The following is a 14,204-nucleotide window of genomic DNA, read 5'->3' as shown; positions in this document are numbered from 1 at the left end:
CTCTGTCTTCGTGTTGGAGCACGGCAAAGCGAGATAGTACCCGTTAATTCAATAGGAAGTACAGCAGGCTCTTTCTGGTTGTAAGATGAAGACAAATTATGAAAATCAAGCAGGAGACGAGTATTAGTGGTGGTGTTCAAAATGAGGAGGCAAAGCAAAATGTGAGAAATATCCTCCGGGATGACATTCAAATTCACACTGGTAGTTCAGCAAGTGGCAACCGCTCTCTATCTCAACCAATTCAGGATGCGTTTCAGAGTAATGGTCATAGAACGGAGGTCAGTCCACAAAGTCTGCCAAACAAACGGGTAGATGTTTATCACGGAAATATCCCGATTGAGATTGATATTGGGTCAAAGAGAACTGCGGTATTAACTAACCTCTTGACGCTCCAAGAGGAGTATAGTCAGGGATATATTGATGAGTCAATCCTTATTGTCCCCGAAAATAAGGAGGATTGGGGAGGTAAGTCGTGGTTTAAGACCAGAGAATGGGCCAAGAAAGAAATCAGCAAATACGAGTCTGTATTTGATATTCCAATATGGCTCGTTGGTGTGTCGCCGTGATGAATTATTTCAGTATTGTCACCGCACGCGATGTAAGAGAAATCCGTGACTAAGTCAGATTTCAGTACTCGCGATTGGTTCGAGTTAGAGTGGTCAGAATGGAAGCCACTCTACGCCGACTCGTTTTCAGAGATTCCGAAAGAACCGGGACTGTATCGGGTTCGTAGTCAACACGATGAGCGTCTGTTTCTCGAATACATCGGAGAGTCCGGAGATACCCGCCGTAGAGTCCAAGCGCTGGCTCGTGGGACGTATGCCGACAAGATGCCGTACCGTGACCCCCATACAGCCGCGCCCTCGCTGTGGGCAATCCGTGACGCTGTCGGCCCGGAACTCGAAGTTTCCTATGCCACGCCCTCGAAAGCAGAAGATGACCAACACCGCAAGGGAATAGAAGCCGCGCTCATCGCACTTCATCGCCGCGAGACAAACCAAAGTCCAACAGCAAATTTCGGACGAATAATCGAGGGATACAAGCAGTCGTCCTACAGTTACAACGAGCCAGCGTACAAAGGTGGCCGCCTCGATGACGGCGAGACGGAAGCGAACGCTGAGGAAGGGGTAGGGCCAACCAAGTGGAAAAACTCGACCGAGCCACGCGCGCGAGATTGGATGGGGCTTGAGTGGTCGGAACCCTATCGTCTCAGAAATCGTCTTGATGCGAATCCACCAGATAATGGCCTCTATCGCATCTGGTACGATGACGCCTCGGTGCCTTTAGCCTACGTGGGAGAATCAAGTAACATCTCGTCTCGTCTCTACAACCACGAGAAGACATTTGGAGGACACGCTCAGTTCTCGTGGGTAGCACTAACTCATCTCGATGCGCATCACAAACGAACTGAGATTGAGACAGAACTCATTGGAGCATACTACTTGACCGAACAGGAGTCGCCACTTGCGCAATTTGGATACGAGCAGAAACTTGACCGAAAGGAGTTGCGATGAGCGGGAGAGCAAGAACATTTGAATACTCTCATCGAGTCCAAATTTCGCTTAGTAGATTGAGTCTTCGCTGTCCTTATTTTCCCACTCGAAAGCGTGAGAGTCCTCAGGAGGGATTCCCTTCTCAGATTTTCTCGGTTCTTTCGACCACGCGCCCTCTTTGCCGTGGAGTAATCCCTTCTTTTTGAGATGAATAAGATGTTCAAGCGCAACTGTCTCCTCAACTCCTATCCGAGACGCAATATCTGACTTATCAACTACCTCATATTCAGATAATTCCTCAAGGATAGCCGTACTAACGGATTGATATTGTCCATCATCGTCTCGAACTCGCTTACTACCATCTCTAAATTCTCCTTCAATCTCCCAACCTTCGTCGGTCACATTTGGTAGTCCTGCTATTGGAACATAAAACAAGACGACTATTCGACGATGCGATGGCTACGTACTCTAATATCGCCCACCAGAATCAAAGAACCACTCTAACACTCTCAGCCACGGAATCAGGGCACCTACTGTAACAAGTCCGGCACCGAAGACAATCATCCGGAAGCCTAACACACTCTGATTGTAGAGTAATACGTTCGTCCCTGCTACTTCGAGCATTGCCCCAAAAAACCCGAGTGGCCCCGCGATAACGGTCGCACCGATTATACCAAGAAAAGACACGATACCGGGGAGCGAGGTCAGCAATCCAGTCAGCAGACTAATTGATGCTGAGGTGGCCGGTTCAGTAGCAGGTGTTGCCTCCCGAACAGATGTGATAAAAACTCCCCCGACTGTCGCCATTAGCGTCAGTATCATCGCACCAAAGGCCTCTGCTACCCGAGTTCGAAAACGGTCAACTGAATTCATACAGTCGTATTGGCATTACAACTGATAAGTCCCCCATCGCGTCAAAGTGCGATGAGGGGGCAGAAAGTCAGAACACATCTACTCCGACAGCCATCAATACACTCGGAACGTCTCTAAGAACTCCTCAATCACATCCTGCTCCTCAGCCGTAATTCCGAACATATCATACACAACGTCGTTCACTCTCTCCTCCAGTTCCTCGGTGTTCGTCGCCGCTACCTCATCGCGGTCGCCATCGAGACGGCTCAGCAGTTCCTCAACGCCGTCATCGCTTCGGGGAATGGGAATAGTCGTTTCCTCGCCACTCTTGACGTTCCGACCATCCACGGCAGCGTGAACGTACTCGGCGCGACGCTTCCGGGCCTCACGGTCACCGGAGTACATCGCCGGGTCGTTGATTACGTCCGACCGACCGGCTTGTACCGTGAAGTCGCCCTCTACGTCTCCCTGAACGTCGGCGTTGACGGGATACCGGCGTGTCTGCCACTCGTAAGTGATATAATCGAGTTCACCGCTGTAATCCCCAAGGTACGCTTCGGGGAATCGCTCGGTTTTGGCATCTGTATCTAACGCTGTAGTGATGGCAGACACGGACTCCCGAATCTCGTTACGGTCTTCGTCGTCTCCCCACGTAATCGGAAGGGGAGTGAGATAGTTCGTGGTGTACTTGTAGTATCCATCAACCTTTAGCGCCGTGTAGTGTTTGAGGTAGAAGTCCAACGCATTAGAGTTCAACAGCGCGGCGAACGTGTCTGTCCGGTTCTTGAACTCATCTTCGAGTTGAACACCGTATGCGGCCTTGAAGAACCACGTTCCCACCTCGTCCAGCATAAACGTCGCTTCTGCCGCGATTTCAGGGCAGATGAGTTTCGGGTCTTCAAATCGCGTCATACTTTTGGGATAGCCAAATCCGTACCAGTCTTCCCGGTCTTCAAAGCGTCCTCCCTCACGACTTTCTAATGTGTCCCGATGCTCAGTCAGATACGACCACGTCAAGGGTAACTCGTCCTCCAACCTCTCCTGATTGATTAGATTTGAGGTGAGATTCCCGTCGTCGTCTCGGTCGAGGGTGTACGGAACGATTGCGTGTTCTCCAGACCAATCTCCACGCCATCGGTTAATGTCACGACCTTGTAACCACGGTCGTAGCGTATCTGTCTCAATCTCGTACTCTCGGCTCTCTCCCTTCGGAACAACTGTGACCGTGTTACCTGTATCGTCGGCAGAGATTCGGTCGGCATTTATCGGCGTGACGAGGAACACGTCGTTCGCGCTGGTCTGTGTTCCAGCAAAAACTGAGTCCGTCACATCCCCTACACTCGCGTCACTTGCCGCATCCATCTTGTGAATGATATTCAGTTCCTCCGGCGGCATCAACGCCCAATACCCGTCATCCAAGTCACCCTGTGGATGGTCGAACACATTGATGAACTCGTCTTCATAGCCGGGGTCGTCACGGTGTTGACGGACTGCTTCGAGGATTGCGGTATCGAGGCTCCGGTTAGTGGGTTCTTTTGTATCACCCTTCACACGGACGCACCGGATTTCATTCTCATTTCGCTCGTTTGCGTCCGGCTCGTCTTCGAGGATGACGATAGCCGGGTAATTCTTCGCATCCTCGAACACACCCGAGTCGCGGAAGTCGTACACCTCTTTGATTCGGCTTTCGCGTAACAGCACACGCCGAAGTCCTTCGCCGTAGTCCGTGGTCATAAACTGATTCGGAGTGATGTATCCGAGTTTTCCGCTATCTTCAGATAACCACTCAAGACCACGCTCATAGAACGGGCCGTAAATATCGTAGTTCCCGGTTGTGGATTCGTACAATTGGTTCATCATCCGCTTCTGATTATCTGGAAGGTTCTGGATACGGACGTAGGGGGGATTCCCCACGACGTAGTCGTACTCCATATAGTTCTTCACGACGAGCGCCAGCACCGTGTCCTCGAACATTTTGAACAGCCGCCCGTCGTTGTGTTCCTCTTTGAGATACCGGACGTTCTCAAGCATATCGTTCACGTAAGGCGCGAAGAACTCCTCGACACCAGAGTACTCCTGCGAAGTGTGCTGGTTGACTCGCTCCTCAAGACCGCTTTGGTACGTCCAATCGAAGTCACCGCCGAACTCCTCAGCGAGGGCCATATGGTCTTTAACGGTGTCCAGAACGCCTTGTAGAGCCGCAAAGTACTCCCCGAAGTTCCCCACACCCGTCTCCAACTGGATGGTGTCGAACAGCGGCATCCGAACACGACGAACGAGGAACCCGTCTTCCGTCTCAGCGGCTTCGTCCTCATCGACTTCGACCGGAAGGGGGACGGGAATCCGCACGTCCTGCTCGTCCTCGGTCATCGCGTCAAACGTCATCTGTCGTGTCCCGTCGTTGCCAAGGTCGGCCCCGGTGAGTTCCCGTTCGTTCCGTAGAGTGTCTGTCCGGTAGATGGGGAGCCGCCGAATTGTGTAGTCGGGATGAGACTGCTTCGCTTCGCGGTACGCAGGGAGGATTGCGACGACGAACCGAATCTGTGCCATCAGGACGGCGAACGGGTGAATGTCGAGTCCGACAACTCTCGGGCGCGTACAGAGGTCTTGGAGATGGTCTTTCCAGTCCGGGTCGTCCTCGTAGCGTTCCACGTCAGCGAGATACCGCTCAACGGCTTCGACAAGGAACGTCCCCGACCCACAGGCCGGGTCGATGAGGCGTTCACCGGAGACGCCGCGCTCGTAGCCGACGCCGTCCATAATGTAGTCGATGACCGGCTGAGGCGTGTAGAACTCCCCGAGTGCTTTGCGCGTCTCCGGGTCGAAATACCGCTGGTAGAGGTCACCGAGGAGGTCGCCTTCTACGTCGCCAAAGTCGAACCGAAGAACGTTGAAAAAGACCTCGGCTACGGCGCGACTGAACCGATTCCGTGTGGCTTCGCTGATACGGGTAACACCGCCTTCGTCACCACGACCAGTCGCCACAGCCTCGAATTGACTGGCACCAGTCTCGTGTCCTCGCGATATTTCTTCCTTGTAGCCGTCAGTCCACCACACAAAAATGTCGTCTTGGAACAGCCCTTCGACCAACTGCTCTTGCATATCGTCGATGAGGTTGTCAGCGGCGACGGGGAAGGCGTCAAGATTGATGCTCTGACCGAATCCCTGTAACCCTCGGAAGTAGTCGTCCATCCCGTCGTAGCCGGTTCCCGCAAAGAAGTCGTGGTCTTCTGTGGCCTTCGCAAGGAGGAGCCGCGCGAGGAGGGCGTGGCCGCTTTCGAGGCAGAACATAAAGTCCCGTAGCGACTGATTCCCGTCGATGAACGGCTCCCACGAACTCGGCACCTCGTCCGGCTCGCTCGCATAGGTTGCCTCCCAAAAATCGTACGCCCCTTTGACGAATTTTGCCTCCTGCTCATCGCGGAGTTCTTCGAGCAAGTCCATCATCCCGGTCACGAGGTCGGCAAACGGACTGCCTTCTTCGAGCCGGAAGGTGTCGAAGAAGTGTTCCTGTCCGAGTTCTGCCTGCTCGTCAAGCGGGATTGGGTCAAGGTCTTCGAGGAACTGGTTCACGTCATCCGCACTCGTGAGGTCGAACTCGCGTTTCTGGAGGGCGCTCACGAGGTCGCGGGCATCACTCTCAGTAATCGACGCCGTCGATACCGCGATGAGCGGGTCATCGACGCCCCGTCGATAGAGCCGCAACTCCTCGCCGTTTGTCAGAACACCGTACTCAGCCCGCAAGAACTCCATATAGCCGAACAATTGCGATTCGTGGGGTGGAAGGTCGCGTCCGGTCGTTTTGAACTCGTACACCGCAGTCACGGCTTCGTTCGAGTCGAGAGTGATGTAGTCCGGGCGTCGGTCGTCGGGAAGGGTGAACTCGCTTCGTAGGTCGGTTCCAGTACCTTCGTAGTCAAGCGCGTCGTAGAACCCGTGTTCGAGAAACAGATTCTCCACGTCGCGCTCGCTCATATCGTCGTCTGTCTGCTGAGCGATTGAACGCAAGGAATCGTGGAGAGCGGAGGCATCCGGCATTAATGAGTTCCAGTCGTCCACTCATCAAAAAAGTGAGTGAAAATGATATGAAATAGCGAGTGACTGTAAAATATATAAGAAAATTAGTATGAAAGTATAACTACCAGATAAATATAACAAATATTGGTCTTTGCCATCAATAGGAATTTTACTGCGCCGTGTCCCGAATCCACAGCAGGCCCGTAGAGAGGTTTGTTTCTCTTGTAGGATACCCTACCCCTCGGAAGCCTGTAGGATGCTTCTGTGAGCCATGTGTTGCCTTACGTATGATTTCTAACCCTGTTTAGTCGGGAGTACTCTGAGATATATTGGAATAACCCGAAAAATCGCTGAAACACAGCCATAGACAGAACGCTTAGAGTGGCTTCATAAGCGACTTTAGGTTTCTAACGAGGAAAGCCATTCAACACCCCCTCATATCTCACTCACCGGCTTGTCAGAGTGCTTAAAATTAGCATCACAGCCAAGCAGTATTCCAAGTCACGCATCCATCTCCGAGCGTTACGCCACGCCCCACGCGGGCGCACTGCTGTAGCGCCACATCAAATGGGTCGGTACTATGGGCACTACAGAGTGAGGCAACATACACTACTCAATCACTAATCCATATTCAACTCACGAGTTTGAGTTACTATTCACACCGATGACGCCGGCATTGTAATAGAACTTTGCTGTTGAATTAGACCTCGTTGAACTGAACCTCACCGAATTGAATTGGAATTGCTCACAGTACTAGCCTAACAACCGTTCTAATCCACACTACAGAGAACTACCATCTATCGGGCGGCTACACACCTTGTATGGGTCACAAGAGTACCAAATCTGTTGAGCAACTCCGCGAACCATCTGCTCGACCTCCACGCCGGCTCATCGCGCGTCTCACCGAGGTCGGCCAGCAAGATGGGCGCGAGTAGTGAAGAAATACCAGAAAAATTAATAGTATATTTATTTGGTAGTAGTGCGTCGTGCGGATTCGGCTTCTTCCAGACGCCCTCCGATTACCCGGCGACCGTCAGCGAGCCGGTCGTTGCAGTGAGGGTGCGTGTTCACAGACTCAAAAGCCTCCTTGGACTCACGTTCAAGATACTCGTGTATCGAGAAAATCGACGCTTGAGACGACAACAAAAAGCCTCCAACTCACTATCCGTCGAAAGCCGTCGAATGATAAAACTCCGAAATTGCGTTCAAAATCGACGGAATACTGAGGCCGAGTTACGTATATACACGCGAGCGCCCGGCCCCTCGTGTGCCAACCGCTCTGTCGGGCCTCTATGGTAGGCCCTTCTATTGTCGTTGAGAGAGAGCCGGAACAGCGGGGTCTTGCTTGGTGTAGTGGGGCGCGATGAGGGAGGAGTAGTCCTTGCTAACTCTATCCTGAACTGACTCCCCCTCATCGAAGTGTTCCCTGTGTGGAGAAGAAGGAGAGACTATAGAGAGGTAGTAGAGGAGCATACAGAAGGTTGTACTCGGTGGTACAATTCTCTGCGGTTTGGTCTAAAAATTCGCTCCGATGAGGCCGGGACAGACACAGCAGGACTGTAACCGCAGGTTTGAACTCAGGAACTCAACTTCACCGCAGAGAGTTAACCCCGCGTCATCGCTCTCGAAATCGGAGAGACGTACCTCGAACTACGGCACTATTGAACAACACTGCGGTAGTAGTACAGAGGGTAGAACCTCAAACTCCGTTCGCATTTCCCTCACTCTATAGACAACGTCTATTAACCTAAAAATACCGATGTATATTCATCAACTTGCCTTCTACTGGTTTTGTTAATATCCTATAGAGAATCAGATATTTCTAAGATGGTCCCGACGCTGTTCCGCTTTCTTTTGTTCCCCACGTCGGTCGTAATGCTTCTCAAGTACATCCAAACTCACATTCATACGGTCGCTAACAACCTTCTGCGGCACGTCTACCGACAAATGATGAGTTATTGACCCTCGACGTATTGCGTGGGGACTCACACTTGATGGACAGGTACTCGCCTTATAGTTCTCTAATGCTTCGCAGGAGTCTATCTCGCGGTCGTGAGGACACTCCCCAGTGTATTCACAAGGACGTGTGATACGGTAGATACTGTCTCGGAGTGTCGATTTAGCGGGACGACCGCTCCGGCTTGAGAATAGCGGGTTTCGTCCCTCATCATCCGCCCCCTCCTCGCGATTATATTGGAGGTACCCATCCAGCGCGTCACACACATCGGCGCTCAGTGAGAGATACCGCTCACCTTCGGTCTTGTTTTTGAGCCGCGTTCCCGTCTCGGGACGGTGGTGGAGTTCGAGATACTGTTCCTCCCCGTCATAGTCCCCTATATCAAGACTGTGTGCGGCTCCGATTCGGATGCCAGTATGCCACAGTACCTCAATAAGTGCGTGTGTGCGAGTCGCATACTCGAATTGCCGAAGATACTCAAGTAGTTGCTTCGCCGCCTCCTCGCTGAGCATCGCTGTTCTTCGGTCCTCAGTCTTTTCGAGAGAGGGCAACAATATTGTATCATGTATTCCGCTTTCCACCGCATCAATATTCTCGCACCATCTCACAAAGACACGTAGAGTTGAGAGTTGCGTGACCATCGTGACGTTGTTGAGGTCGCCGTCCTCACGCCGCCACATTCTGTACTGTTGAAGACCACGTGCTGAGAGTTCGTTCAGATTGTCAATCTCCGCGACTTCACGGCACCATCGGACAAAGTGTTTGAGACGGTAGTGATGTGCTTGAATTGTACTCTGTGAGACTTCCTCCTCACGCTGTGAGAGATACATCTCTTTGGCCTTCGCCGGATGGATTGGTTCGAGGTTCGTGTTTGAGCGCATAGTTATATTATATAGAGAAGGACAATAAATTTAAAGTCTTAAAGTATGTGTCAATAAGTCTTTGAGAGAACGAATAGCATAGAACCATAGGAAACATCAAATCCGCTAATTGCTCTTGTGCGTGCCCCGTACATCGTCGAGGCTACGAACGCTACCGCCACCTCAAAGTAGAGAAACGGACACTTGCGCTCACCCTATCAGCGGGCCAGTCGTTCTTCAAGCATCTGTGGAGTGTCCAACCCCCACGGTGGAGAGCGACAAAACGGACTCCACGACGCTCGCGGAACGACTGCGTACTGACGGCGGTGTGATTGTCGAGGAACAGCGCGATGACGCCCGCGGCCTCATCGAAGCCGAACACGAGTGTCCGAACGGCGAGAAGTGGTGTTCCGGGCCGGACGCTGATTCCACTCCCCTGCTTTGCGTGCTTCCAGTCCACGGAGAACGAGTGATGGCGCTCTAATGTGACCCACCCCACGTTGGGGATATTGGTGACGGCGAGCCGGAACGCGAGCCTGACCCTGACCGTGTCTGCGAGCGGGAGGTGGAGCGACGGGGCGGGAAGTGAGGGAGGACTAACTTTGCCCCCGCCTCATCGCAAATCAACGCGAATGAGCGGATTCACCACGGGCGACCGCGTTCGGGTAGACATTCCTGATATGACCAACCCCGACCACGAACGATACCACAGGCAACACGGGACGGTCGTGGATGTACTGGAGGATGACGCGAGCCGAACAACTGGCGACAAACGCGATACGACGATTTTCTGTGTCGAACTCGAAAACGAGGAGACGGCTGATTTTCGCTGGCGTGACCTACGACCATCGATTGAGTGAAGTTTTCCATACATCAGGTAGCCGAGAAGGATATTGCTATCCGCCAATTTATCGCATAATACTAACCACCGATTATAACCGGTTAGAGCAGAACGGTCAAACAGTTCCAATTGTGTTTGTCGAATTAACAGGAGCGGCGACTGCGTTTGTTGGTCTTCTCGGGATTGGGATAATCGGTTGTTGTGGCTCTAAACAGCAACAACAGCAACAGATTACAGTTCCTGATAACAGTAGTTCGAAGCCAAAACGGATTTGCCCCGATTGTGGAATGGAGAACCCACCGGAAGCGAACCATTGCGGAGACTGCGGTTTCACTTTCAAGTCTTCTGGAGACGGAGATGACAAGTAGCGATTCTGATGAGGTTTCGCCGGGTGATTGGAATTATCGTCACGATACGAATAACGACGATGAGACATTATCCGCGAATACTGACGCACTAACTTCGTGGGGTATCGTTATCATCGCTTTTCTTGTGGGCGGGATTGGTAGCGTAGTTATCATCCCGAGTAGCAACTTTTTATCATTCTTGTTCTTTGGAAGTTTGGTAGCATCCCCATTTTGGATTATATTCACAGAATTGGGGGCAACGTGGTTTATGAATAGGGTTGTTGAATCAGGCTCAAACCAATCGAACCAGACTAACAATACTACTAAAGAATCTCGTAACAAGATTATTTGTCAGGACTGTGGCTGGCAGAATACTCAAGAAAACAATTACTGCCACGACTGCGGCACGGAGTTAACTAATTAATGGCTGAAGATACGCCAAGAGGGATTGACGATGCTGAGGAAGATTCCGAGTCGCCGGCAAATGAAAATACTCCAAAAAAATCCCGTCTCGACAAAGACATTTTAAGAATAGTTGTATTATTTGGGTCGATGGGACTGGGAGCCGTTCTTGGTTTAGGTTTCCTTATTAGAGGAAACCTCATAATGGCGGGTATATCTTTCCTGATAGCCTCCGGTATTCCAGTACTTATGGCAACACTTGAGAAGTCGCTACACGAAAACAAGCCTTCCTCAACAACGAAAGAATGCCCTGAATGTGGCTGGCATAATCATCAGGCGAACAATAATTGCGTAGATTGTGGAGAGACGTTTCCAGATAGAGCAGACCATCAACAGACCAATCGTTCAAAATACATCTGCCGAAATTGTGGGTGGCAAAATCCACAGGGCAACAACTACTGTATAGATTGCGGTGAGGTAATTAATGAATAGGATTCTCGATACCCTGTTCTATCTCTCAAACAAGATTTTTCGACCATATCCTTTCTGTCACTCCCGACCAGACCGGTCATTATCCTATCACGGGCGGTACTTTGGGTTATGTGCCAGATGTATGGGGATGTACGCAAGCGGGGGGCTTACGATTTTGATGACACTCTTGTTGGGACTACCTCTCGACCCCTTGCCAACTGTTCTTTTTGGCGCGCTCCTTTTGATACCCGGAGGTATAGACGGTACTACGCAATTAATCGGCAACCGAGAAAGTACTAACACCCTTCGCGTGCTTACTGGTCTTCTCCTCGGTATCGGTGTAGTGCTTTTTACTACCGGAAGTATCGCGGTTCTCCTTCGTTTTGTGTGAGTAGTTTCCTGAGTAACGCATCAGAGGCCAGCGCCCCCTCATCGCGTTGCGGCACCAGTACTCAAGTCAGTCTAAATAGGTAGAAATGATTTCTGTGTGGAACCTATCGCTACCGATGGAGTGACCGGCCTACCAGATTTGTTCCACCGCGCTGTTGCGCGTTTTCGTGTCTGACGACAGGTACCCTATTCTCTCGTCAAACCAAGCAGGGAGACGCAACACTTCCCCTCATCGCGATAGGGTACGAAAAAGTAGAATAAATATTACGACCGCGTGTGTGGGGACTTTGAGTTAGATGTTGTCGAAGTACCCTCGCCGGTTCTTCATTTCTTGTTTCTTAGTACGCTTGTCGTAATGCTTCTTCAACACATCTGCACTCACGTCCATTCGTTCAGACACCGCTTCTATCGGAACCTCACTTCGACGGGCGTGAGTGATAGCACCCTTTCGGAACGAGTGAGATGCGTGGGAGGAGGGACACTTCGAGGCGGCGTGATAGGAATTTGCCGCATCACAGTCCTCGGGGCTTCGGTCGTGAGGACAATCAAGCCCGTACTCACACGGACGGGTAGCCCGATAGCAGTTGCTACGGATAGAGGTCTTGGAGATACGACCCTGTCGAGTCGTCAGTAACGGTTCACGTCCAAAATCGTCTGTTTTAGCGAATCGATGATGGTTGATGTAGTCCTGAACAATCTGGTTGATTTTCGGCTTGAGGGAGACGACGCGCTCGCCTTCTTTGCCGTTTTTCAGCGGAGTACCCTTGTCCGGGCGGTGATGGATTTCGAGCGTGCGCCCCTCATCGTGATAGTCATTGAGGTCGATGGCTCGAAGCGCACCGTTTCGCATCCCGGTGTGCCATAGCAACTCGATGATTGCGTGTTCGCGCTGAGAGTAGTTGAAGTTCCGCTGATATTCGATGATGGCTTGCGCGGTGTCGCTGTCTATGTAGTCATCGTTCACGTCCTCCTTGTTCTTCATCGTCGGTGGGTCGATGTAGTCAGCAAGGCCGGGTTGGACGGCGTCGATACTCTCACAGAAGTCGATGAAGACTTTGAGAGTACTCAGTTGGGTCGCCATCGTGACCTTGTTACAGTCGCCCTTCTCCCGTCGCCATTTCTTGTACTGGTGGAAGTTCCGCCCACTCAGGTCGTTCATATTATTCACGTCTCCCTCGGTACCGCACCATTCAACGAACGGAGAGAGTCGGTACTTGTGCGCCTTGTAGGTCGCGTCGGCCAGTTCGCCGCGACGGTTTTCGAGATACCACTCCTTTGCTTCCTGCGGTTCGATTGGTTTGAGGTCGGTTGTCATTAGCGGGCCTCGCGCTCAACACACTAACGACGACACCTTGTTCCGTCACACCGAACGCCCGTTTGTGGTGCGTAGCGGGCCTGATACGTTCAAATCGCGCCCGGCCCGCTTTCTGAAGGACGGATACCGAGTCAGCGAGCGATGAGCCACTCAGGTAGCCGTCGCAGCGCGAGGGGCCCGAGCGAGCCCGCTCACTCCAAGAACCGCGACTGGACGTCTTCGGACGGCATCATACACCGGTCCTTCTTGCCGAACCACCGGTATCGGTGGTCGGCGACGAAGTCGTAGAGACGGTCGCGGACCGATCGGGGCAGGTACCGGAACGGCGAGAGGAGCCGGTAGAAACCGCCCAGTCCCGTCGCGATCCGGAGTATCGCCGCCGACTTGACGTAGCTCTCTCCGTCCTCGATCAGGACGACCGAGTCGAGCTCGTCCCTCGGCAGGTCGTGCTCGGCCAGCAGCGCCTGTCCGACGTCGGACTGCAGTGAGGCGAACCGGTACTTGCCCTCGTCGTCGCGCGGGAGAATGAACTGCACGAACCCGCTACAGAGGTTGCAGACGCCGTCGAAGAGCACGATCGCGTCGGCCTCAGCGGTCTCTGCGTCCATCGGTATGGTCGTACGCGCCCGCCCCAATTCACGCTTCCGGTCGCCGCGGCCCCGACTGTATCCCGCTCGCGGCCGACGCGGCGAGAGTCAAACGAACGTTTCAATATACAACAAGCTTATGCCGGCCGAACTGAGATTCCTGCTGAACTCTCCGCTACGAAATTATGGAACGAACGCCCTCCACCGACACCGCTCGGTCCCGACTCTCGAACGCCGTCGATCGGCTCTCCGCGGCGCTCGCCGCGCGGGTCGCGGTCGACCTGCGCGCGCTCGCCGCCTTTCGGATCGGGCTCGCGACGCTGTTGCTCGCCGACCTCGCGCGGCGCTCGCGTTCGCTGACGGCCTTCTACACCGACTACGGCGTGCTCCCGCGACGCGCGTACGTCGTGGACTACTCGACGACTCCCTTGCCGCACACGCTCTCGGGGGAACCGTGGGCCGCGGCGCTGCTGTTCGCCGTCGCCGGCGCGTTCGCCCTCGCCCTCCTCGTCGGGTATCGAACGCGGGCGGTGACGCTCGTCTCCTGGCTGCTGCTGCTCTCCGTGCAAGCCCGGAACCCGATGGTGTTGAACGCGGGGGACAGCCTGCTGCGCATGCTGCTCTTCTGGAGCGTGTTCCTCCCGCTCGGCGCGCGCTGGTCGGTCGACGCCG

General features: G+C 53.0%; 13 protein-coding genes and 1 pseudogene. 7 read left to right on the top strand and 7 right to left on the bottom strand.

The window, feature by feature from the left end; translation table 11 throughout:
• Nucleotides 1-98: 98 nt before the first annotated feature.
• Nucleotides 99-566 carry a BglII/BstYI family type II restriction endonuclease gene (locus tag DJ74_RS06775; RefSeq protein ID WP_094526755.1) on the top strand — a complete coding sequence of 156 codons (468 nt, stop codon included), beginning with the start codon at nucleotides 99-101 and terminating at the stop codon, nucleotides 564-566.
• A 45-nt stretch (nucleotides 567-611) separates the two neighbouring features.
• Nucleotides 612-1,514, top strand: a complete 903-nt coding sequence (locus DJ74_RS18630; protein ID WP_141212678.1) for a GIY-YIG nuclease family protein — start codon at nucleotides 612-614, stop codon at nucleotides 1,512-1,514.
• A gap of 48 nt (nucleotides 1,515-1,562) precedes the next feature.
• On the opposite strand, the gene DJ74_RS18625 is transcribed toward DJ74_RS18630, so the two are convergent.
• From DJ74_RS18625 to DJ74_RS06760, 5 genes are all read right to left on the bottom strand, one after another.
• Nucleotides 1,563-1,895: a hypothetical protein gene (locus DJ74_RS18625; protein ID WP_141212677.1), complete on the bottom strand. Its 333-nt coding sequence runs from the start codon at nucleotides 1,893-1,895 to the stop codon at nucleotides 1,563-1,565.
• A 66-nt stretch (nucleotides 1,896-1,961) separates the two neighbouring features.
• Nucleotides 1,962-2,366 carry a hypothetical protein gene (locus DJ74_RS18620; RefSeq protein WP_141212676.1) on the bottom strand — a complete coding sequence of 135 codons (405 nt, stop codon included), beginning with the start codon at nucleotides 2,364-2,366 and terminating at the stop codon, nucleotides 1,962-1,964.
• Nucleotides 2,367-2,459: 93 nt separating this feature from the next.
• Nucleotides 2,460-6,383 (bottom strand): Eco57I restriction-modification methylase domain-containing protein, encoded by a 3,924-nt coding sequence (locus DJ74_RS06765; protein ID WP_094526753.1) that lies wholly within the window; start codon nucleotides 6,381-6,383, stop codon nucleotides 2,460-2,462.
• Nucleotides 6,384-7,667: 1,284 nt separating this feature from the next.
• Nucleotides 7,668-7,835, bottom strand: coding sequence for a hypothetical protein (locus tag DJ74_RS19105; protein WP_176451319.1), 168 nt, complete (start codon nucleotides 7,833-7,835; stop codon nucleotides 7,668-7,670).
• 339 nt (nucleotides 7,836-8,174) lie between these two features.
• Complete coding sequence (locus DJ74_RS06760) at nucleotides 8,175-9,200, bottom strand: site-specific integrase (RefSeq protein WP_094526752.1); 1,026 nt, start codon at nucleotides 9,198-9,200, stop codon at nucleotides 8,175-8,177.
• Between the two features lie 247 nt (nucleotides 9,201-9,447).
• On the opposite strand from DJ74_RS06760, the gene DJ74_RS06755 reads away from it, so the two are divergent.
• From DJ74_RS06755 to DJ74_RS20000, 4 genes are all read left to right on the top strand, one after another.
• Nucleotides 9,448-9,663: a hypothetical protein gene (locus tag DJ74_RS06755; protein ID WP_094526751.1), complete on the top strand. Its 216-nt coding sequence runs from the start codon at nucleotides 9,448-9,450 to the stop codon at nucleotides 9,661-9,663.
• 148 nt (nucleotides 9,664-9,811) lie between these two features.
• Nucleotides 9,812-10,039, top strand: coding sequence for a hypothetical protein (locus tag DJ74_RS06750; protein WP_094526750.1), 228 nt, complete (start codon nucleotides 9,812-9,814; stop codon nucleotides 10,037-10,039).
• Between the two features lie 751 nt (nucleotides 10,040-10,790).
• Nucleotides 10,791-11,261: a zinc-ribbon domain-containing protein gene (locus DJ74_RS18615; RefSeq protein ID WP_141212675.1), complete on the top strand. Its 471-nt coding sequence runs from the start codon at nucleotides 10,791-10,793 to the stop codon at nucleotides 11,259-11,261.
• A complete protein-coding gene (locus DJ74_RS20000; RefSeq protein ID WP_094526748.1) occupies nucleotides 11,254-11,631 on the top strand; it encodes a DUF2085 domain-containing protein in 378 nt (125 codons plus the stop codon). The genes DJ74_RS18615 and DJ74_RS20000 overlap by 8 nt, the downstream gene beginning before the upstream one ends.
• Before the next feature lie 291 nt (nucleotides 11,632-11,922).
• Here the strand turns inward: DJ74_RS20000 and DJ74_RS06735 are convergent, their stop codons facing one another.
• Both DJ74_RS06735 and DJ74_RS06730 read right to left on the bottom strand, forming a co-directional pair.
• A complete protein-coding gene (locus tag DJ74_RS06735) occupies nucleotides 11,923-12,945 on the bottom strand; it encodes a site-specific integrase (RefSeq protein ID WP_094526747.1) in 1,023 nt (340 codons plus the stop codon).
• A 191-nt stretch (nucleotides 12,946-13,136) separates the two neighbouring features.
• Nucleotides 13,137-13,553 carry a thiol-disulfide oxidoreductase DCC family protein gene (locus tag DJ74_RS06730; protein ID WP_094522369.1) on the bottom strand — a complete coding sequence of 139 codons (417 nt, stop codon included), beginning with the start codon at nucleotides 13,551-13,553 and terminating at the stop codon, nucleotides 13,137-13,139.
• Nucleotides 13,554-13,717: 164 nt separating this feature from the next.
• On the opposite strand from DJ74_RS06730, the pseudogene DJ74_RS06725 reads away from it, so the two are divergent.
• Nucleotides 13,718-14,204: pseudogene (locus DJ74_RS06725) on the top strand (HTTM domain-containing protein); the annotation flags it as partial.

The organism is Halorubrum sp. Ea8 (assembly GCF_002252925.1).
GTDB lineage: Archaea > Halobacteriota > Halobacteria > Halobacteriales > Haloferacaceae > Halorubrum.
This window is presented reverse-complemented; position numbering and strand designations above follow the sequence as displayed.

Bases quoted from the DNA above. Each gene is read 5' to 3' on its own strand.
- DJ74_RS06775 (WP_094526755.1), top strand. From the start codon at position 99: ATGAAAATCAAGCAGGAGACGAGTATTAGTGGTGGTGTTCAAAATGAG.
- DJ74_RS18620 (WP_141212676.1), bottom strand. From the start codon at position 2,366: ATGAATTCAGTTGACCGTTTTCGAACTCGGGTAGCAGAGGCCTTTGGT.
- DJ74_RS06765 (WP_094526753.1), bottom strand. From the start codon at position 6,383: ATGCCGGATGCCTCCGCTCTCCACGATTCCTTGCGTTCAATCGCTCAG.
- DJ74_RS19105 (WP_176451319.1), bottom strand. From the start codon at position 7,835: ATGCTCCTCTACTACCTCTCTATAGTCTCTCCTTCTTCTCCACACAGG.
- DJ74_RS06760 (WP_094526752.1), bottom strand. From the start codon at position 9,200: ATGCGCTCAAACACGAACCTCGAACCAATCCATCCGGCGAAGGCCAAA.
- DJ74_RS06750 (WP_094526750.1), top strand. From the start codon at position 9,812: ATGAGCGGATTCACCACGGGCGACCGCGTTCGGGTAGACATTCCTGAT.
- DJ74_RS18615 (WP_141212675.1), top strand. From the start codon at position 10,791: ATGGCTGAAGATACGCCAAGAGGGATTGACGATGCTGAGGAAGATTCC.
- DJ74_RS20000 (WP_094526748.1), top strand. From the start codon at position 11,254: ATGAATAGGATTCTCGATACCCTGTTCTATCTCTCAAACAAGATTTTT.
- DJ74_RS06735 (WP_094526747.1), bottom strand. From the start codon at position 12,945: ATGACAACCGACCTCAAACCAATCGAACCGCAGGAAGCAAAGGAGTGG.
- DJ74_RS06730 (WP_094522369.1), bottom strand. From the start codon at position 13,553: ATGGACGCAGAGACCGCTGAGGCCGACGCGATCGTGCTCTTCGACGGC.